General features: G+C 48.3%; 17 protein-coding genes. 4 read left to right on the top strand and 13 right to left on the bottom strand.

Annotation, left to right across the window (positions count from 1 at the left end):
- Positions 1 to 186 precede the first annotated feature (186 nt).
- From H6G00_RS22445 to H6G00_RS22430, 4 genes are all read right to left on the bottom strand, one after another.
- Positions 187 to 882 carry a hypothetical protein gene (locus H6G00_RS22445; protein ID WP_190798458.1) on the bottom strand — a complete coding sequence of 232 codons (696 nt, stop codon included), beginning with the start codon at positions 880 to 882 and terminating at the stop codon, positions 187 to 189.
- A complete protein-coding gene (locus H6G00_RS22440; protein WP_190798457.1) occupies positions 879 to 1,535 on the bottom strand; it encodes a hypothetical protein in 657 nt (218 codons plus the stop codon). Before H6G00_RS22440 ends, H6G00_RS22445 begins: the two co-directional genes overlap by 4 nt.
- Before the next feature lie 73 nt (positions 1,536 to 1,608).
- A complete protein-coding gene (locus tag H6G00_RS22435; RefSeq protein WP_190798456.1) occupies positions 1,609 to 1,929 on the bottom strand; it encodes a helix-turn-helix transcriptional regulator in 321 nt (106 codons plus the stop codon).
- A 52-nt stretch (positions 1,930 to 1,981) separates the two neighbouring features.
- Positions 1,982 to 2,269, bottom strand: coding sequence for a hypothetical protein (locus tag H6G00_RS22430; protein ID WP_190798455.1), 288 nt, complete (start codon positions 2,267 to 2,269; stop codon positions 1,982 to 1,984).
- Between the two features lie 446 nt (positions 2,270 to 2,715).
- On the opposite strand from H6G00_RS22430, the gene H6G00_RS22425 reads away from it, so the two are divergent.
- From H6G00_RS22425 to tnpA, 4 genes are all read left to right on the top strand, one after another.
- The gene (locus H6G00_RS22425; RefSeq protein ID WP_190798454.1) at positions 2,716 to 2,901 is read left to right on the top strand and encodes a hypothetical protein; all 186 of its coding nucleotides are present in this window, start codon (positions 2,716 to 2,718) and stop codon (positions 2,899 to 2,901) included.
- A 638-nt stretch (positions 2,902 to 3,539) separates the two neighbouring features.
- Positions 3,540 to 5,510, top strand: coding sequence for a hypothetical protein (locus tag H6G00_RS22420; RefSeq protein WP_190798453.1), 1,971 nt, complete (start codon positions 3,540 to 3,542; stop codon positions 5,508 to 5,510).
- 3 nt (positions 5,511 to 5,513) lie between these two features.
- The gene (locus tag H6G00_RS22415; RefSeq protein WP_190798452.1) at positions 5,514 to 6,728 is read left to right on the top strand and encodes an FAD-dependent oxidoreductase; all 1,215 of its coding nucleotides are present in this window, start codon (positions 5,514 to 5,516) and stop codon (positions 6,726 to 6,728) included.
- Between the two features lie 383 nt (positions 6,729 to 7,111).
- Entirely contained in the window at positions 7,112 to 7,555 is a 444-nt protein-coding gene (gene tnpA / locus H6G00_RS22410; RefSeq protein WP_190798432.1) for an IS200/IS605 family transposase, read from the top strand.
- Positions 7,556 to 7,643: 88 nt separating this feature from the next.
- On the opposite strand, the gene H6G00_RS22405 is transcribed toward tnpA, so the two are convergent.
- From H6G00_RS22405 to H6G00_RS22365, 9 genes are all read right to left on the bottom strand, one after another.
- The gene (locus H6G00_RS22405; protein ID WP_190798485.1) at positions 7,644 to 8,678 is read right to left on the bottom strand and encodes a PDDEXK nuclease domain-containing protein; all 1,035 of its coding nucleotides are present in this window, start codon (positions 8,676 to 8,678) and stop codon (positions 7,644 to 7,646) included.
- A 145-nt stretch (positions 8,679 to 8,823) separates the two neighbouring features.
- The gene (locus tag H6G00_RS22400) at positions 8,824 to 9,273 is read right to left on the bottom strand and encodes a hypothetical protein (RefSeq protein ID WP_190798451.1); all 450 of its coding nucleotides are present in this window, start codon (positions 9,271 to 9,273) and stop codon (positions 8,824 to 8,826) included.
- Between the two features lie 173 nt (positions 9,274 to 9,446).
- Positions 9,447 to 10,238: a ParA family protein gene (locus tag H6G00_RS22395; protein ID WP_190798450.1), complete on the bottom strand. Its 792-nt coding sequence runs from the start codon at positions 10,236 to 10,238 to the stop codon at positions 9,447 to 9,449.
- 108 nt (positions 10,239 to 10,346) lie between these two features.
- Positions 10,347 to 11,837 (bottom strand): protein kinase, encoded by a 1,491-nt coding sequence (locus H6G00_RS22390; protein WP_190798449.1) that lies wholly within the window; start codon positions 11,835 to 11,837, stop codon positions 10,347 to 10,349.
- The gene (locus tag H6G00_RS22385) at positions 11,834 to 12,436 is read right to left on the bottom strand and encodes a hypothetical protein (protein ID WP_199318655.1); all 603 of its coding nucleotides are present in this window, start codon (positions 12,434 to 12,436) and stop codon (positions 11,834 to 11,836) included. Before H6G00_RS22385 ends, H6G00_RS22390 begins: the two co-directional genes overlap by 4 nt.
- On the bottom strand, positions 12,420 to 14,111 hold the full coding sequence (locus H6G00_RS22380) for an ATP-binding protein (RefSeq protein ID WP_190798448.1): 1,692 nt from the start codon (positions 14,109 to 14,111) through the stop codon (positions 12,420 to 12,422). The genes H6G00_RS22385 and H6G00_RS22380 overlap by 17 nt, the downstream gene beginning before the upstream one ends.
- 15 nt (positions 14,112 to 14,126) lie before the next feature.
- Positions 14,127 to 15,290: a hypothetical protein gene (locus H6G00_RS22375; RefSeq protein ID WP_190798447.1), complete on the bottom strand. Its 1,164-nt coding sequence runs from the start codon at positions 15,288 to 15,290 to the stop codon at positions 14,127 to 14,129.
- Positions 15,287 to 16,111, bottom strand: a complete 825-nt coding sequence (locus tag H6G00_RS22370) for a hypothetical protein (RefSeq protein WP_190798446.1) — start codon at positions 16,109 to 16,111, stop codon at positions 15,287 to 15,289. Before H6G00_RS22370 ends, H6G00_RS22375 begins: the two co-directional genes overlap by 4 nt.
- Positions 16,108 to 20,376 carry a hypothetical protein gene (locus tag H6G00_RS22365; protein ID WP_190798445.1) on the bottom strand — a complete coding sequence of 1,423 codons (4,269 nt, stop codon included), beginning with the start codon at positions 20,374 to 20,376 and terminating at the stop codon, positions 16,108 to 16,110. The genes H6G00_RS22370 and H6G00_RS22365 overlap by 4 nt, the downstream gene beginning before the upstream one ends.
- Positions 20,377 to 20,394 lie beyond the last annotated feature (18 nt).

Below are 20,394 nucleotides of genomic sequence, written 5' to 3'. Positions count from 1 at the left end.
TGTCTTTCGGCTTGTAGTGAGGAAAGACAATTCCGAAAATAGGCGCACATGAGAATAAACAATTTAGTTAGGCGGTTTCTCGCAGTTGATAAATATGTGAGTTCAAATTAGGTCATCACCGCAGGTCTATCAGTAGCCATTGAGTTAGCTAGTCATAAAGCGAGTGCTAGAGAATCAGAATAGTTGCTATAGATTTGCTCCAGGATGCGTATACAACTGGTTTACCAGCTCCATCAACCCTTCTCCTGCTAATTCGAGCAGCCGCTCAGGCAGGTTCTCGGTTGCGACAAAGATGCTGCCGTCATCATCCACCACAAACTCTAGAGACTGAGATTCCGCCGTCACTAGAAAAGGAAACCACTCTCCCTGCACCTGATAAGGAGGTTGAACTTGCTCAACATCAACAACACACACTTCCGTTAGCGGAAAAGCAAACAACCCTTCGATCGCACCTCGTAGTCCTACCTCTGCGACTTCAAACGGCACTTGAGATTGACTGATCAACCTCCTTCGCTCCCCCAATCGCTGCATCTTCCTCGACTGGTTCAACCGCTCCCCCAACTGGGCGATTTCTCTGGCAAGAAACTTTAACGTCCTTCGCACACTCGCTAAGTAGGAATCGAAGTTGAACTGCACACTATCCTCCTGCAATCTCCCCTGCACCTGCTTTTGGACAATGGCGATCGCCGCTTCTAATAAGTTCGCTGTCTGGTCGCCTTCACTCTCCCTTGCCAGGCTTCGCATTTGCTCGCGCACTAACTCGACTAAGCTCAACTCCAGACCGCTACTGTGCTGCTCGACCTCTCGCTGCATCAGGCAACGGGCGATCGCCACGACGTTTTGCAAGACGAACTCTTCCTGAGACAACACCTTGGCTCTCATACGCCCACCTCTGCCAGGTAGCAATAGTATTGGCTCTCGCTGATTAATGCTGTGCCCACCAATATCCCCACGACCGGTTGAGCATCTAGTTCAGCGCAAGCAGATGTATAAGCTGCCATCCGAATCAACTCTTCCTCAATCACCTGCTTAATCTCAGCAATAGACTGAGTTGTCGCCTTTGACTTCACCAGATAGATCTTGCCGTCCCCCTCCATCACAATATCGGGATAGTCGTGATTGGGGCGGGCAAGTTTGCGGCACCCGTAGAGCCGCTGGATCAGGAATCCCGCAATCCCCTCTCCAATCCCTGCCACGGCGCTCTTATTCGGAGCAACCACCTTGTTCTGGGTGCGGCTATAGAACAAGGGAGGATAGCCCGGTTCCAAAAAAGCCCCACAGGAATAAGTAAACCAGTACTGCAGTTCCTCCAGGGGTCGATAGACCAACTGCTCAGAATACTTAGTGATCATCCGTTTCAAGAGGTTCTCCTCAATCTGCAAGGGATCAGCTAGGCTGTAGCTCATCTGCTTGAGCGCAAGTCGGGACTGCAACTGGAAGCGCATCGTATACCTGCTAGCGGCAGCTTTAGCGAGAGACTGTTCGAGCGAGGACAGATGGCAACAGCGACGTTCTAGATGGATTTGAATCGGCATAGGGTGGAGGATGAGAACGGGCGAATAACCCTCACACTAGATTTCTAGACTCTGATAATGCAAACCTTCCCTATCACCGTGAGGGTTCTTTCCCATTGGTGCGGAGCATCGGGCAAAGATGTCGCCTGAGACTGGGGGGAACTTTGTAGTATTTCTCCCAAAGCAAATCCATCTCCGCAAGCCGACGTAAGTAGAGAGGCTCAGGCGGACGGTAGTTGCCCGACCCGGCAAACCAGCGGTCTACGGTGGGTTGAGAGCAGCCGCAGATCTGCGCCATTTGAGCATGAGTGACATCCCACTTGGCATAAAAATCAAGGTGGGACATCTGAAGCTGGCAGTGGGTGTAGAAATGGAACAGTTTTAGTTCATGCTGTCCCAAGTTGCGAGGACTCATCGTTGTTCTTCTTCCAAAGCAACAGCAGCAGTCTGAATGAGGGCGAGGGTCGTTAGGGAAACCCTTGCAAGCGAATGTCGTCCTCCCAGGCTAGATCAGCTTGCACCCAGGCACGAGAGGGACTAGCAGGGGAGAGGAGAATAAGATATCGCCATGACCATGCGCTCAGGTGACTGGCTGGGACATATTGCAACCCAACAATGGTGCCAAAGTCTCCACTTGGTAAAGGATGCCAGCAGACCTGGTCTCCTAGATTGAACTTAGGCGTAGAGGTACTGTGTGGAAACTTCTCGGGTAGCGGTAAAGAGAATTCGGTAGATGAGGTTAGGGTTTCTGCCATAACAATCTGCTTGTCTCAATAGGTGATGACGATGTAGTTCAGGTAATGATCTCAAAGCTCTGCTGTCATTAAATCGGTGAGCTTTTGTCAGCTTCATTCTTCTCTGGCTCAGATAGTTCTATGCGATCGCATAGTGAAAGCCAATCTCCTTAACGCTGCCTTCATTGCCGTAAACGACGTCCCTTACGGGGGTGTAGCGTCTGTCGCTACAAGGAGCCATGTCACACTCCGTCCTGACTCAAATTTGGGCATTGGCGATGGCTGGGGTATTTGCTCTAGCCGAACTACAGGGGAAATGGCTAATTCTCCATGATGTTTACCTCTAAATAGCAGAAACGATCAAAACTTTTTCAGCGAAAGCTGTGATCATAAATTAGCATAAGGTTATGCTAAATAACATAAATAACCATAAATCCTCCGATCGATCTGATCAAACACTAAACTGTATGGCAGACAAGATCGAGGAAGAAGAGTTGGTCAAGCGGATAACGGTCAGCCTAGATGATGAGACGTACCGCATCTTGCAACAATGGGCGGACGACGAAGCCAGATCTGTCCCGAATCTGCTTGCTTGGCTAGCCTTGAAAGCTGCCAAGGAGCACGACCAGGGAAAGGACATCAACGGTAAGTAGATGAATGCTCAGAGTAAAGGAGGCGGTAAATTTTCTCGTTCAATCGTTTGAAGCTTGACCAAAATTGATCTTCAGATTGATCTTGTTTGAACCCTAAAAACTGCTATCTATGGAGGTTGGATATCTCAAATTAGAGTTGTGTCCACTAGATGTTGTCTAGTTCACAAGTACTAAGCTCTGTTTAAACTTGTTGTATCCAAATCATCAAATAGGTTAGATAGCGTTTCGCAGGAGGAAAGTAAGAATGTTGATTTTATTGAGGAGGGTGCCCCAATACGTTTGAACCCCCAACTGTTGGTAGCAGTCAGGGGTCGCACGAAGTATTCATTGAAGTCACCGATTAGGAGTACACAAGGCGGTGAGGCAAGCCTAGGAAACTTTCTTCCGCAATGTGTTGTTCGGTATGTAGCCTGGATAGCCCGATAAGGGAATCCATCTCCTACATGACGACGCTTCGCCATGCAAACAAATTCTAACATCTTGGGATCAAGTTTCAAGCCCCAGGAATAGTTTTTATATGAATTTTTGCTTGCTAAAGAAACTCCGGTGACTTCTTAACTCGCTACAACCAAAAGTCACTCATCGGAGATTCTTATGAGAAACGTTTTCTCCTTGCTTAATCGGCGGGGAGGCAAATCATGATCGCCTCCCCTGCACAACGTCCTGTTCCGCAGCGCTTCGAGTTCGTTCGGGAGTGGAATGACGATTTTCTTCAACTCTTTCCCCATCGCGGCGATTACCTCTGGGCAGAACACCCTAAACCCGGTAAGCGCCCGCAGTGGAAGACTGAAAGTCGACATCTTTTGAGCGATCGCACCATCCAGCAGGGAGCCTATCTGTTCGGTGTGCGGTTTGGGGCGGTTACTCAATACCTCATGCTCGACATCGACATTCGTAGCAACTACCACCCTCAACAAGATCTCTTCGCGATCTGGAACATGGTTGAGGCACTAGAGCCATTGGGATTGGTCAGCTTTGTTGCGGTCACCAGCTCCAGCAGTGGTGGGCTGCATCTCTACTTCCCGTTTGAGGAAGTCCAGGCTTCATGGGCGATTGCTCTGGCTGCAAAAACCTTACTGAAGAACAAGGGGTTCAAGTTTCAGGGAGGGCAGCTTGAAATCTTCCCGAATCCTAAGCCCTACTCTGACGCTCAAACGAACTACACCGGACACAGGTTGCCGCTCCAGCAGGGGTCTTATCTGCTTAATCAGGAGTGGGAGCGAGTTTTCACCACCCAGACTGCTTTTGTTCAGCAGTGGCGGTTTGCCCAGCAAAAGAACTCCGTATCGCGGCAGAACATTGATCTCGTTGTACAGGTTGCCCAACGCAAAACTTACAGCAGAAAGCTAAAGGTCTCTGGACGGAAGTATTACAGTGACCTGTGCAACGACATTGACGGCGGCTTTACCAATTCAGGACAGACTCAACCTCTCTTTGCGAAAGTTGCGAATCGGGAGCGGGTGTTCTATCACGCCATCTATGGAGGTAAACCTTTAGAGGGCGAAGCTTTAGCCAATAGAATTGCTGAAGTAATCCGTTCCCTTCCTGGGTTTGAGGAGTTCTGTGGACACCAGCATGAGGTGGATCAACTCGCTAAAGCCTGGGCACGCGCCGCCGAGCGTCGGTATTACCCGTATGGCTCAAAGAAACCCCTGCCTCCAGGAGGCGATCGCAATTCCTTAGAGCCGAAAGAACCAACGCCAAATCAAAAGCGAGCCCAGGATGCGAAAGAGCGAATCCGACAGGCGATCGCCAACCTGCTCGAAAAGAATGCCTTGCCAACCCAAACAACGGCTCGCAGAAACGCTATCCGGGCTTATAAAATCGGCAACAAAACCTTGGATAAAAACCGGGACTTGTGGCACCCAGAGAGCCTAAATCCCTTGCTAGAAGAGCAATACCACTCAACTGAGCCGAATTCGGAGAACTCAAATTGCCCAGAATCCTTACCCCAAGAGCAATACCACCCGATCGCTACCAATAAGCTTTCATGCCCGCCTGCTTCTGCGCCCCCAGCGCAGGAAGCAGGTGAGATCGACCTTCTGGCTGTTGGGGGGTCCGGGGGGGTATCCACAGGTGATGCTTCTCAGCATTCGCAGCCTACGCCGGAACTGCAACCCACCGAACCTGCCGACGTGCCCGTGATTGAACCAGGACCCGCACTGATTCGGGAGATTCTGAGGAAGATTGCCCTCCAAAGTCAGCAGGCTAAACAAGGCACTCCTTCAACTCAACCCCCACCGGACGAGAACTACTTCCGCCAGGTGCAGCAGCGGCAGGGCGATCGCCTGCAAGCGAGAGAGGTATTTATTCAGCAGTCCCTTGAGTTGCCGGGAATCGATCTTCCACCTGCCCCTGCCCTTGTTTCAGAGAGTCATAGTACATCTGTACGACGGACGATGTTAGAGAATCGAACCAATTCTCCACCCCAATCCGTGCAGGTGCTCCTGAATGCAATTGAGTCTGAAGTTGAACGATTGGGGTGGATTGCGGCTCAGGAATCGATTTGGATTGCCCAACATTTTGCTGGAAAAGGGCGCTCTGATCTGAGTGCAAGAGAGCTAGTCCTGCTATTGCGACAGTTGAAACAGCTGCATCGAAGTCTGTAAGGAATGGAAAACCTGCAACCCCTGTCTGACTCCTTCTGGCTGACAGATTCAGTCAATCGGCATCCCCAAAGTACACTTCAGTTGCCCACCGCATCGGAAGCAGTGGTGATTGGTGGAGGGATTTCGGGTGTCAGTGTTGCCTACTGGCTGAGCCAGTTGGGTGTCGAGACTGTGTTGTTGGAGGGACGAGGGCTAGCAGAAGGTGCAACTGGTCGGAACGGAGGACATCTAGCACCCGGTACGAACAAAGACTTTGCCGATGCGATCGCCACCCACGGGCTAAAAGAAACGCTAGCCATTTGGCACTTCACCCAACACGTGGTTGAACTAGTGCATCAGTTTATTGACCAACATCAGGTTGATTGCGACCTCCACTTCAATTCTCTGGCATCGCTGGCATTGACCCCACTGGAGGTTGAGCAACAACGGCGGTCGTTTGAGTTGATGCGGGAGGCAGGATTTGATGTCCAGCTTTGGGACAAGGAGCTGGCTATGCATCACACCCAGAGTTCACGTTTCCTGGGAGGATTCCTTTACAAAGAACATGCTCAGGTCTGGGCAGCTAAGTTAGTCGTGGCGATCGCCCGTGCAGCGATGCAAAACGGAGCCAATATTCTAACCGGGACGCAGGTTGAAGCCGTTGAGCAAAGCCGAAATGGTTTGATTGTTCACACTCCACGCGGTGAGATTAGGGCAAAGTTTGTGGTCCATGCGACCAATGCGTATGCGCGTCATTTGCGCCCTGTCCTGAGGGATCTGATCGTGCCTGTGCGGGGACAGGTCATCGTCACAGCACCCGTCCCACCACTATGGAACTTTGATTGGATTACCAATCACGGCTATGAATACTGCCTGCAACGCCCTGATGGTCGAATTGTTCTGGGCGGGATGCGATGGCGATCCCCATCGCACGAGTGGAATATTGAGGATGATAGTCAGGTTGAACCATCTGTTAGCGCGGGATTGCGGGCGTTTTTACCAGACCACTTTGAAGCATTACGCAACGTCCAAGTTCAAGGAGAGTGGACGGGCATTATGGGGTTTAGCCCGGATGATAATCCGTTAGTCGGTGAACTACCTGGCTATCCGGCTGAGTACATCATTGCTGGCTACACCGGACATGGGATGCCTATCGCTTTTGGGGCAGGCAGGGCGATCGCTCAAATGATCACAGGACAGAAGCCGGAATTACCACTTTCGTTCTCACCTGCTCGATAGGGGTAATTGAAGTAGTGACACTGGCGGCGAATTATTTCTTCATGCCTAGGCTACCTATTCTGCTGTTGTTCGATCTACAAAACTCGATGAATTTCAGCCAGGGAACGACGAAGATTCTAGTCTTTTAGTGTGGTAAGGAATGTTTCGCTACCAGTGTCAGCGAACGTGCTATGAGGGAAAATTAGAACCAAGGCAAAGCCTGAAACGGCGTAAACTCGTTAATTGATAGAGGCAAATTTTAGGTCATTTGAAATTTAACAGTACAATTAAACTAGCCTATAACCTAAGTCTGGTAGTAGTTTCAGCCTAAATTCACCTCACAACAGCTTCACTTCAATCTCTGCGGGTCGATTCCCCGCTGCTCTGCAGCGTAAGATGCAGGGATGAGCGAGTACGTCCACAAAAGTCATAACGTAACCGTCTTGCTATATCACCTGGTGTTTCCAGCAAAGTATCGGCGGGCAGTGTTTGATGAACAGGTCGATGAAGTGCTGCGAGAAGTTTGCCTGGAGATTGAGAAACGCTACGAGGTCAAATTTATAGAAATCGGTGTAGACAAAGACCATGTGCATTTTTTAGTCCGATCGGTGCCCACGTACAGCGTGACGAAGTTGGTCAAAATGATCAAGAGTTTGACGGCGAAGGAAGTGTTTCGGCGTTGTCCTCAGGTGAAACAAAAGCTATGGGGCGGAGAGTTTTGGAGTGATGGCTATTTTGCAAGTACGGTTGGGAAACACGGGAATGAAGGGATGATTGCGAACTACGTCAAGAATCAGGGTAATGAATATCTCAAGCTACACCGAGATGAGCAGCTTACGCTTTTTTGATTCTGATACCCCGTCTGCTCTGCAGCGGGGTAGTTCATTTACTCCAATTGGTAAAATTAGCTTTTCAGTAAATGCTAATTTTAGCCTTTTATTGCTTATCAGGCTCTCTTTTGTTAGTTTGGCTAGCTTCCAGTGCCCGACGAGTCCGTTCTAATTCCGCTGCTAACAGCTTTTCGTCTGGTAAGGCTGTTTGATATTCCGCCGCCAAGATGTTCGATAACCCTTCGAGGGCGTAGTGGGCAACTGCCTCATTCTTCTTATTACATAGGATCAAGCCAACAGGAGGGTTTTCATCTGGGTATGTCCAGTTCTGGCGAGCATAGTTGAGATACATATGCATCTGCCCTGCATCCGCGTAAGTAAACTCTCCTAGCTTGAGGTCGATAATTACCAGACAGCGTAAACGGCGATGGAAAAAGAGCAGGTCTACTCTGAACCACTGATCGCCAATTCGTAAACGACGCTGCCGTCCAACAAACGTGAAATCGCCTCCTAATTCCAACAGAAAGCTTTCAATGTGCCGGATTAAAGATTCCTCTAGATCGTTTTCTGAATATTCATCCTTAAGATCGAGAAATTCGAGGACGAAGGGATCCTTCAGTTCCTCTTCGGGCGTAACGGCATCTTCAGGGCGTAGTGCAGACCCCTTTTCCAGCATAGCTGCCTTATTTCGAGACAATAAAGCGCGCTCATAGTATTGAGTATTGATCTGTCGAGTCAGCTGGCGTACAGACCAGCCACCACGTAACGCTTCTGCCTCATAGAAAGACCGTGCCTCTGGGGATTTAACCGAGAGTAACTTCACGTAATGAGACCAAGGAAGAGGGAATTGTCCAGACAGTGTCTGGAAAATCTCGGGAGACAATTTTTCGGGAGAAAAAGACTGTCCAATATGAGGGTAGGTCAGGTAGAAGGAACGCATCTGGAATAGATTACTCCTTTGGAACCCCCGTCCAAAGCGTTCGCTCAAATCTTTAGCTAGCCGATCGATAATCTGTTTTCCGTACTCAGCACGGCTTTCCCCTCGTTGCTCCATTTCAACGATACGCCGTCCAATTTCCCAGTAGGTTGCGGTCATGATAGCGTTGACTGACCGTGCGGCAGCACGACGGGCAGCTTCCATCAACTCAACGACAGCACTCAGTACAGTTGGGTAAGGATCAGCTGTACCGATAATCTCCAACTGCTTGTTTACCTGTGTGTCAGGATCTTGGGGGGATTGCTCCTCAGGCTTTTTGGGCACAATTGGCTCCGTTTAACTTGTCAGCTCAAGATTGTCCTTCAAGCATAGTGATGAGGCGGCGCAGTTTACCTGCCCGTTTTCGGTCAGAATAACGACGCTTTGCCTCTGCCAAAATTTCCTCCATTACATCTGGATTGGAGGAAGCATGGATCCAAGCAGCTTCGAGAAAGACCTCAACGGTTATACGGTTGTCCTTGCAGTAGCGCGTCAGATGCTGGTCAAGTTCCTTTTCTAAAACGATCGCAGAATGCCGATTCGTTTCTGGAATCTGTGCCAGCTCTGTTTTCAAGTCTTTTAGCGTATCGCTGTTATTCGCAATACTGGTAGGCTCTTTGACTTCTAGAGTCAGCTCGGTCGATTGAGCTTCTTCAGCCTGCTCTGGTAATTGTGCCTTTGTAATCAGCGTATCGCTTCTGGGAGGAACAGCTGCCCGCTGACGATTTTGGCGGATTCGGTCTAGAACACTGTCTGACATAGTGAAGGAGGTATTTAGGGACAAATAACTAAATTATCAACATGCTAAAAGCTAAAAAGTTAAAAGTCTAAAATTAGCTTTTAGCTATTTGATATTTTACTTCTTTCTTGAAGCAGCCCGACTCAGAAGGTGCTTGATAATACATTTTTTTACAAAAAGCTAATTTTAGCTTTTTATCTTTTGGTTTTTTGTTTTTTTACCAGTTGACTAATTTTGCCGATTAGGACTTCAAAGGGGTATTCCAATTCTTTGTAGCCCAGTTCACTTAGAGTAGAGCGACGATTAATAGCTTGTTTGTACCGCTCGGATTCACGAATAGAGGGTAAAATCGCATCTTCACCAACCTCTTCCCTCATTCCATCAACTGCTGATCTGCTCTCCTGGGTTTGGGTGTTGCCGATCCAGCGATCGCGAAATGGTAATACGCCAATGACTTGAGCGTCTGTCGCACCTACATCCTGTAAGTTTCGCAACAGATCTAGAGTTCTGACCAGAGAACCGTATCCCTTGACAGAGGCTTCGGCGGGAATGATTAAAGCATCGGCAGCTCCAATCACCGTGAGGCATATCTGCGATCGCTGAGGTGGAGCATCAACAATGCAGACTTTGAAAGCATCAGCAACGGGTTCAAGGCGGCGTTTCAGCAAGGTTGCGCCTACCCCACTATTGGAGAGATAATCCTGCACAGTATCGAGCTGGTCATCAGCAGGGATAAGGAACAAGTTTTCGTTCCCCTCTGTAGGATAAATCCCGTCTTCCGCAGAAACGGACTTTTTCAAGAATTCTAGGAGTGTGGGCTGGTTGGCCTGAAGTTCCAGATTCATGTAGGTTGTCAGATTGTGCTGTGGATCTGCATCAACCAGCAAAGTTGGGTAACCTTGCCGAGAGAGTAAACGTCCTAGCATAAGCGAAGCAGTTGTTTTCCCTTGTCCTCCGCTCAGCGAGGCGATCGCAATTGTTAACATGGCTAATTCTTCTTTAGACCAATTAGACTTTATCAAAAATCTAATTCAGTTAAAAAGGTCTTTTGTAAAAAGCTAATTTTAGCCTTTTATATTTTTAGATTTTCCAGTTCACCGTATACCTATGGCGGACAGCTGTTCAAGCTTTCGTAATGCCCAAACATCCTCAGGAGACCCCTTTAAGTACGCACGGAGAAAAGCAATTGCCTTGCCCGTATCTCGCAACTGTTCAAAAACCAGAACTAGTCGTTTCAAAATATTGGGTTTTCCAGGATATTGCCGATTTAAGTCCAAGAGAATTTTTGATGCTTCCTCATACCTAGCCTGAAGACCCAGAAGGGATGCTTTAATCATCAGGACTTCGGGCGAGGCGCTGTCATCTGCTAAACACCTCTCAACCATCTCTTCAGCTTGCCGAATTTGGCGTGTTTCGATGTAGGTGGCTAGAGCAATGCGACGCAGATCTCTAAGAAGGGAAGATTCATCCAGAAGAACTTTTGAGTGTGACTCAAGAATTTGAAGGCAGTCAAAGTAGCGATTGTCTTTATATGCAGACTTCAGCATTAAAAGGAAAGCGTGAAGGTCACCACTCCTCGCGAACTCTCTTGCCGCAACATGTTCTGCCTGCCGATATTCCTTATCCTCAATGAGGCGAACAACCTGCGATGACCAATCTTCTGAGGGGCGTTCTTTGATCGGTAACGGACGAATGAGGTTGTAGTCTAACTGAAAGCGACGAACCTGCCCAAACGCAGTGACCAAATCTTCTACTGAATTCCAGCGCTCCTCTGGAGCTAAAGCTAAGCAATGTAGGATAAAGTCCTCTAAAGATGGAGAAATAGAAGAGTTAATTTCCCGTGGGCGAGGAAAGGGCGTATGGCGTGCAACTTGGCTAAGAGTATCGTGCGGTAATCTTGCTGTAACAAGGTAATAGAGGAGAACTCCAAGACTATAAATGTCAGCCTTGAAAAGTTCTTGAGAGCTACGTCCCCGCCAAGAAGAGCCAACAACTTCAGGTGCAGAGTACAGAATTGTTCCTCCGTTTTGGCGGGTTCGGGCATACATTTCTTCTGGAAGGGCACTACAACCAAAATCAGTCAGTTTAATTAGGTCTCCTGAGATAAGGATGTTTTGGGGTTTGATGTCTCCATGTGACATACCTAGTTTATGTAAATGTTCAATGCCTGCTAATACCTGCTGGTAGATACTGAGAACTCGTTCGTAGCTAGCTAGAAATGCCTGATTTTTGCTGTCTAAGAACTGAGGGTCGTCCCGCTCTATCAGCTGTGCAAGGGTTTGGCTAGGAAAGTACTCCATCTCAATGGCGTACCACTCCTTTTCAGGTGGAACACGTCCCATCCAAAAGAGACTAATAATATTTGGGTGAGGCTCTGCTCCCAACAACCTTTCCCCTTCAGCAAGATCCTCATTCTTTGCGCCTTGCTCTTTCGGAATTTTAACAGCGACAATTTCGTTATCTTCGAGCCGTTGTGCTCGCCATACCCAGCCATAGGAACCGTCTCCTAGACATTCCAGTAGTTCGTAGCGGTTGCCTAAGCGTCGATCTGCTCGTAGGAGGAAAAAAGGATTTTGACGGCTCATGAAACTCCCCTGGTGATAATTCGAGTTAAGTGCAATAAACTGCTCTCGTTCTCCTGCATAACAAACTGGAGAAAAAGTAATCGACTATTACATCCCAATACTCTCTGCCTGGATCGCGTTTCAAATCCACGTTGTACTATGCTCTGAAGCTCAGCATGTTTCGGAAGAGAAGCAAGTCCTTTAGTCCAGTAAGCCAATAGAAGAATTGCTGTTGGTTTTGATAATGGGTTGCAACGATGCTGAGCTAGCAGGAGGTTTTTTACTTTACTCTCTAACTTTAATTTATGCTCGTCGGAGCCGCTGTAGCGCTCAAATTCAGCGATCAAAACTGGGGAGCGGTTTGCTCGGTCAAACCAAATAGAGTCTGATCGAACATCATCGCCAATGTGGGCAAAGGGTCCTTGGTGAGGAACCGGTACTTCACCAACTGCAACGTATCCAAGATGTTGACCTATCGATGTCAGAAAAGTAACGCCGAGACTATGAATTAAAACACCGGAATCTTCAACTCCCCAATCCGTCCACAGGGGTAATATTTCTCTTGCAAGTTCCAAATCTTGTAGTTTGGTAGCAAGAGTTTCCTCAAGTTGAAACACCATTAAACTTCCCCCAAACCTCAAGAACCTCTGGAGATTGCCCTCCATGCAATAGTGCTTTTGTGCCTACCTTCACTAGAAGAGGAGCAGGGATAGAACGCCCGTAGATTAGAGCTTCCCCTGTGGAAAGACTGGGTAGTTCTTCGATATCTGCTTTGCTCACCATGTCCGATGTTTTAGTAATGAATCGCTGATCATCAGGATTTTTTAAGCGCATCGCAATTAATGTGTTGCATTGCGACGTTACGTCAGAATCGAGTTTTGAAGGACGTTGGCTGACGATCGCAAACCCAACTCCGAATTTTCGTCCTTCACTTGCAATCTTTTTAATAATCCGATGACTAACTGCGTCTTGTCCGGCTGGTGCAAAATTATGTCCTTCTTCGTAAACCAAGAAACATGGACGGATTGGGTCAGTTTTGCTGGAGGCAAGCCGTAGAATCTCACTCGAAATCAGGGCAGTAATGACTTGTTTAGCCGTATCGCTTAAGCCTTGTAAGTCAACTATGACAAGTCTTCCGCGCTTGTCAGCAGGACGTCCTACCATTTCGTAGAGATCAGTAGGGCGAGGTAGAGCAGCAGAGTAGAAACTCTGGGCTTCATTCAACAAACGAGAGAGCCGGAGTGAGGCAACTGCAGCACTACGACTATTGAGCGCTGTCGCTTCTGCTGTGCTCAGCTCATCCCATTCTCTTAATTCTTCCAACCCATCTCCAAGGTAATACCGCAAACGGTTAATGTCTCTGGGTTCTGCTTTTTCCATCAACCGCCAGTAGCGAATCGCAACATCTAAAACACGCTGCTGTGGTTCTGTTAACCCAGGAAGAATTTCGCTGATGTCATCCATTTCGAACCGATCGAACTGCAAGGCAAGTTCCTTGTTCTTCCCGGCATATTTCTCCCTAAAGTCTCGGGTTTGAGGAGTATAAGCCACAATGCCCATTCCGGCACTGGCTAGATGTTTGAAGCCCTCTTGAATCTCCTCAATGGTACGGCGATCGCGCGCATCTTCAATCGAGCTGAGGGTTAGATTGAACTGAAGATTGCCACCCTGCAGTGCTCTGCCATATTCTCCATGGGGGTCGAAAACTACGACTGTTCCATTATTCAAAACAACTAGCCGCTCAATAATGCGACCCACGGTATAAGATTTTCCTGCCCCTGTCATTGCTAGAACTGCTAAGTGCTCTGTCACTAAGCGATTCACGTCAAGATAGACAGGAACAGTATTCTCCCCGCTTTCGTAGCCTACAAGGTTGCCAATGTGAAGGCTGGTCTGTTCATCAAATTCATAGAACGAACTGAGAAAGTAGTAATCAACGGTTTCAACATTGGCACCAGGGTCAAGTGCTCGTCTAGGAATTTTGATTTGTCCAGTGGATAGGTCTTTGTAGCCGATTAGCTCTAACCGAGCCATAACCCGTTCTCCAGTGACCTGAGCCCCCGGTAATAACTCTAATTCAACAACTGAAGATCCCATATCAGAGTTATACAGAACATTGCTCCGGACGACGCTAACAATTCGCCCTAGAACATCAACACTCTGGTCTTCTCGCTCTTTGTGGCGGATACGAACAAATTCGCCCCGCTTGCCTGCAAATGAGGAAGCCAGCGTCATTGTTAGATTATTGGGATCACCTGTGTTTCCTATTAATTTGCCCAGTACTTGATGTTTCACTATTTTTCACCTCGGTTAGATGGGGCTATCAAAATCTGACAACCAAAGATCCTCAATTTCTTTGCGTTTAATTTCTTGCAAAACTCCTTGGTTGTAGTATTCGAGGAATTTATCAAGCGCTTTTTGTTCTCGTTCGGCAAGCTGAATTGGCAATGGGGCTGCTTGTGCACCGCCTACCACAGTCAAAGCCATCACTTTGCTACATACTTTATCCAGCATGGGACGAGTCCATAGGGGGGAATCACCAATGAGTTGAAGTAAGCGTGGAGTCATGCTGTGAGATGCTTTGAAATGAAAGCCAATTACTCCCAACTTGGTTATTTCTATAGGCTCCATGCGGGGGGATTGAACATTCATTCGAAAAGCGGCTGTACGGGTATAGCTGCTCAAAATGCCGTGTACGAAGCGCCGTTCACCAATCCCAGAAATTGATTTGCTAAGTTTGGAGATTGCTTGAATTTGAGTTTCATCAACTCCTTCGGTATCGAGAATCTGCTGTCGCCCTGCCTCTGTTCGCAGATCCTGGCGAGCAACATAAACAATCGCACCAAACCGTTGAGAAGCCAAGCCCAGAACTGCTGTGCCGTTTGGATTCCAGGGAAGTAAGCGATCGCGATGATTATTCCAAAAGTTTTTAATTGCGTCTGTTGCAGCAAAAAAAGCTTCCCGAAATGCAGCATCGCTCTCATCTTCCCGTAAAGGAACCATGCTGCGGTTCAAAACGAGAGGGCAGTCTAGCATGATCAGATCGAATTGATCAGAAGATCGAAGGGCAGCGTCTGCCATTTCGTATGCTTGCCGAACGTTAATGAGCTGAAGCCGTTTGGACTGATCTTCATAATCAATGTCGTCTAGTTCGCAGGTGCTATCCTGCCCAATTGTTGAAATGACATTGTCTCCAGCTGATAAATCCATACGAACTGCAGCAGCAGCATAGAGATAGCCGCCAATGGTCTTAGTCGTTGTGGCTCTGGTTGCAATTCCTGCGACTCTGGCATTAAGCGCAATCTCCCGTTTCACCGGATGAACCAGTCCTGCATCGACAAATAGAGGAGCAACTTGTTCAATATCTCGAATTTGTTTCAGGACGCGACCTACTGTTCCAGCTAAGTGGATTTGGGATTGAATGGCTAATGTCTGGGGTAAAGATCGCCCCTGTCCTGTGAACGTTAAACTCATCGCTTCAATGCCTCAAGAGAGTTGATATAAGCTCTGTAGGGGCTGCGTTGTAAAATATCGCGCCCTAATTCTGTTAACTGCCCTCCGATGACCAATCCATGTTGCTGAGCATCCTGTAAACAAGCCTTTGCCCGGTCTGTATCAACGGCAAAGATTGACGAATGATGAAGTGCAGCGAGGGCTGCTGACTCATTTGCAAAAGGTCCGCTGACCAGATGGAGTAGTACCGTGTAGTGCTCTGGTTGAAGCTCAATTTCCTCTGCCTTGGGCAGTGAAGGATCTTCTACGGGAGAGCCAGCGAGTAAATACAATTCAGCCAGCCAGCTCTGCAATTCCGTTGCTTGATCAAGAGCTGACAGGGACCAGAGCGGCAAGCAAGTAATGGCAAAAATACCAGAATGGGGATGTTTACGGTAATAAGCTGTACAAATGCTTTGGTCATCCCAGAGTCCTCCAAGTTGAGTCGCAACCTGGAGCTGCCCTTGTAACTCGTACTGCACCTCTGATGCGAGGGTGGTAGCCAGTGGCAAATTCTGATGAGCTGGAGGGGCAGAGCGACGGGAAATCTGCCATGAAGAGGGAATGGAACAGCTTCCAGATTTAAATGGGGGAATGAGCAGTAGAGCACGTCCCGGTTTCTGGGTCCAGGTGTACCAATCTTGTTGTGAAGTTTCTTCCCCTTCTTGAAAATCGGTTCCAAACAGTAGACAGATACCAACCTCAGGAATTTGTGCTGTAGGTTGAGCTTCTACTGCGGATTGCAGGATGCGACTACGGCGATGGCTCGACAAGCTGCCAGCTAACCAGATAAAGCTGTTCATTTCGTACCCCCTAGTCGGTATGTACGCACCAGTAACCTGGCATTGACAAGCTTTTCGGCTTCTTCGGGTTCGAGCTGTGGGTCGCGTTCTGCATTCAATGCTTCAACAATGCGTCGCCACCGTTCAAACGTAATTCCAGAAGAAGCAAGTAGGCGATTGCCCTCTTGAACCCACTTCCCTCTCCGTTCTTCGATTTTTTCGATCGCCGCTTGCAGACTTCCTGCTGCTTCTAGCTCAGGGAGATCAAGCTCTTTCCGAGAGGGTTTTCCTTGAACTTGGAGCAGGCTATTCAAACCTTTTTCAATGGAAATGACATCGGGGTTTCCTAAAAGCGACTTTAGATACCCAGTGATGGCATTTTCCAACGTTGCGGCGTACCCTAACAATTGCTGGAGTTCGCGAGTAGGTTCTGTTAATAATCCCTGTGTTGATTGCATCAAAGGTTGGAAGTTGCCCAACTTTGATGGATTGTTGAGAGCATCGTCACGCTGAAGGTTATCAACTCCATCTTCTTTAATCCCCTCCAACGTATCTTCAAGTAGTTCTATCCGGTTCTGAAATTTGGCAAGGGTAGGGATATCAGTTGGGTACGGAAAGTCTGTTGAGGTATTTTGCAGTTTGCCAACTAACTTCTGCAATCGTTGGTTGAGCGTTGCCTTCTGGGAGTAGAGACGCTCATAGGACTGCTTCAGGTTACGAAAGCCGGTAATGATTTGGCCATCGATCGCCTCTAAGTCAGCTTCAGCCTCAGAATCTAAGTCAATACCAACCTCACGGGCTAATTGAGACAGCCGAGTCGTTGCATTATCTACCTGTAGATCTCGCAGATATTGCCCCAATGTGCCAGGTTCTGTGACTTGTCGTCGGGCGGTGCTTCCCTGAGGCGTACCTTCTTCGGGTAATGCTCCGTTTAAAATGTCTCGAATTTTTTCCAAACACCAGGTAAAAAGGTGAACAGGGAAATGATTCAAGTTCAAATCCCTCACATCTTTTTTCATTTGCTCAGGTAACTTATCGATGCGAGCACAGATACGCTTTTTGTTGCGCAGGGTCTTTTCTGCAAAAATTTCAGCCCGTCGAACGCGCTTCCAGAGAGGTACTGATTCATCCTCAAAACTGAGAGTGCGGACATTCCCATCATTGGTGATTTGCTTGTAATCCTTGTCTAGATAGACATAGGAGACTGCATCTAATAAATCTGCTCGTTGTTTGGCAGATTCCAGCAGTTGATCTTCATTGGGGCTAGATGCGTGATTTGCCCCTGCCGTCTCTAGTGCTGATAAATAGTCTCGTGCTTGGTTTAATCGACCCTCAGCATTAGAGGTTTTTGAGCCAACCTTAGCAGCACCACGGGGAGCGAAATAATCAAAAACCTTGTCTTCTCCAAAGACTAATGCCATCTTTTCAGTGACTATCTTTGGGTAGTCATTCTTCAACCAGTTATCTGCTTCGGTGATCAGGTTACGGAGTTCCGATGTTGTTCGTAAGCTGAAGGAGGCACTATCTCGGCTAGTTCCGGCAGAGGTTTCGATTGCAAATTGTAAATCGCAGGCTAAGCCCATCCAATCCTCGAAGATCTCTTTTGGTTTAGCGGTTTTCCAGGTATACCCCCAAAACCACTCGCGCTTAGCAGTGTTCAGTGTCCAGGACGAGCTTTGAAGCAGGTGCTCCAAAATGCTGATTAGGAAAGGGGGGAAGACTGCATCGGCTGAGTCATCCAATGAACTGAAGAGCATGGCGCGATCGTCTTCTGTATAGCCCTCTGGTTTAGGTCTGAGATCTAGCTTCTTGAGAACATCAACAACATCTTCTACATCCAGCCCGCTCGTTTCATCTAAATCTGAGAGGGAGTGGGGCGCAGCCTTGGAAAGTATGAGATAGCGCCAGGCATTAAAAAGTAGGGCTTTTTCTGTGTCTTTGAGGGGACCACCAGGACGAAGGGGCCACGCGATTCGCCCCATTGCATCGAGATCGCGTCGCCATTGCCGAATTGCATCGGTTAGGGGGCGCAGTAGTGTATTAAGACGATTGCTGAAGGCACTGTTGAAGCCTGAATTATCGAGCCTAAAGCCTTTGCAATCGACAGTTGGCAGTCCAACTTGATGCAGGGCAAACTCTTCACTTGCGGAAAGCTGGTAAAGCAGCAGGTAGCTCCGGGCATCTTTAAGTGTTGGTGAGGCAGGGTTAGCAAATTTATCGACTAAAGAGTGAGAAGATGTAAACGCCAACACTGGAGTTCTACCATGAGTATTAAATTGTTGGGATACACCAGGGTTGCAGAGCCGCTCTAATTCATCTTCATTCCTTACCCAGGCGAGAATGAGTCTGCCATCAGGGTGTAACTTCAAATCGTCACAGTTCACTAAGCCGCCCTTCTCCCTGGCGCGGCTCCCAGAGGCAGTGGAGATCGCCACCAAACCGTCTGCAAGCCCAGCACTACTCGCATCGTAAGCCCAGTTCCGGTCAAGCAAACGCATAATGCCGGTTAAAATTTCCTTTGCCCGTTCGTCGGCGGGTTGGTTCTTGCGCTGCTCCATGGCTTTTTCATGAGCAGTGTTTTGATCAGGGTTACGGAAAATGAGGGAGTTCTGCCCTTGTTTGCGGTAGCGCAGGTTTAACCGACCCAGCATAGCGATGCTCGGACCGACATGAGTTGCATCAGTATTGTTTAAGTCAGGACCGACTAACTTTTTCCAGAGTTCTCTGGCAGCATCTTCTGCGGCAGGGTGGGGATACAGTAACCCAACGAGTTGAACAAATTCCGCTTGTTTGAGTGGAATCAACAAAACCCGTTTGCCATCGGATGTACGAACTCCACCGTTTTCATGGACGGCGTAGGTACTGAGGTTGTCTAATAGCTGTTGCAGGTTGAATGGGTCATCTACTCCCGTTAAGAACCATTTGTCTCGATCGCGGCGGAATTTTGCCTGGCGCAGAGCTTCGCTACAATCCAGGTCGTCCCACTCTACACGGCGGTAACGCAGGGCGATCGGTTCATTGTATTCGTTCTGTCCAGATAGCAAGGTTTGTAGCTGATCAGGTTGCCATTTTGTTAAAGGAACAGGTAATTGTCCATAGAGGAGTTCACGGGCAGCTTCGATATGGGCGCGATCGCTCAGACGCAGTTCGTTGATGGCGTTGTGGTCCAGAACATAGTCGCGGATACGACCTGACACTTTCACGACTTCAGAAAACAGTTCACCCAAGGACGGCGGATTAGGGTTCTTCCAGGTGTTCAAGACTTGATCAACGTATGCCATGATCACGTTGAACCAACCGAAATTACCACCGCTCATCGCGTAGGCAGCTTCAACGACCCCGGTTGGGTAGCTACGATTGAGTTTCCCTTCTTGTTCTAGGGTTTTAACAAAATCGCTAACATCCGCAAAAGGATTGCGGGACAATTCCACCAGCTCAAATCGGCGGGCAGTGGATTGAATTTCGCGTAGCTCATCCCCGATCGCTGGAGAACAGAGCGCAACGTAGCGCAGCCAGGGGAGTTTTCGCCGTGGGTCTTCTTCCTTAATGGCTTTCCCCAGCAACTTGATTGCTCGCCCATCGAGATACTTGATGTCTTCGCTTTCCAGCCCAAAAGTGGCTGTCTCAGCCACCGTTTCTAGTTCGTCCAGTGCAATCAAAAAGTATTCAATGCCGAATTGCTGCAAATAGTCACGGGCAGCAGTACAGAGGTTAGTGATTAGGTTTGGATGTTCGTATAGAGCCTCATCAGAATGATTCTGGTCAAGCTGTAGGATGGTTGCCAGTCGGTTTTCATCGAACCCCAAAGGTAGGAGGCGTTCGTAGGCTTCTCTGGCAATCTGTCCTTGAATGGACGTGTCGAATTCTGCCCGTGCCAGGGGCAACAGCACTTGATAAAAGCCGTAGCCAAACCAGTTATCGATGTTCTGGTATTCTTTGTAGATTTGGCTATAGCGAATGTAGAAGCCTAAATATTTGTCGCGATCGACTTCTTCAAATAAGTTGCCTGGGGTCAGCGAACCGCTTTCTGCGCGTACATACCAACCGGGCGATTTGCCGTTAATTTGGCTAATTAATTCGTAAGCGAGGCGCGATTTTCCCACGCCCCATTGGGCAACCAGGGCGAATACATGGGCGAACTTTTCCTGGCTTTGATCAACGAGGGGAATGAAGTTTTTGAAGCGGTAGAAGAAGTCGCCCTGCCCGACAATGGGATGGGTGAGTGGATAGCCGGAGACCCCGCCTTCTGCCCATCGATGTTTTGGTGTGAGGAGATTTTTGTCCATAACGGGTTATGAGAAAAG

The sequence above is a fragment of the Leptolyngbya sp. FACHB-541 genome (genome assembly GCF_014695875.1).
Taxonomy (GTDB): Bacteria; Cyanobacteriota; Cyanobacteriia; order Elainellales; family Elainellaceae; genus JAAUTN01.
This window is presented reverse-complemented; position numbering and strand designations above follow the sequence as displayed.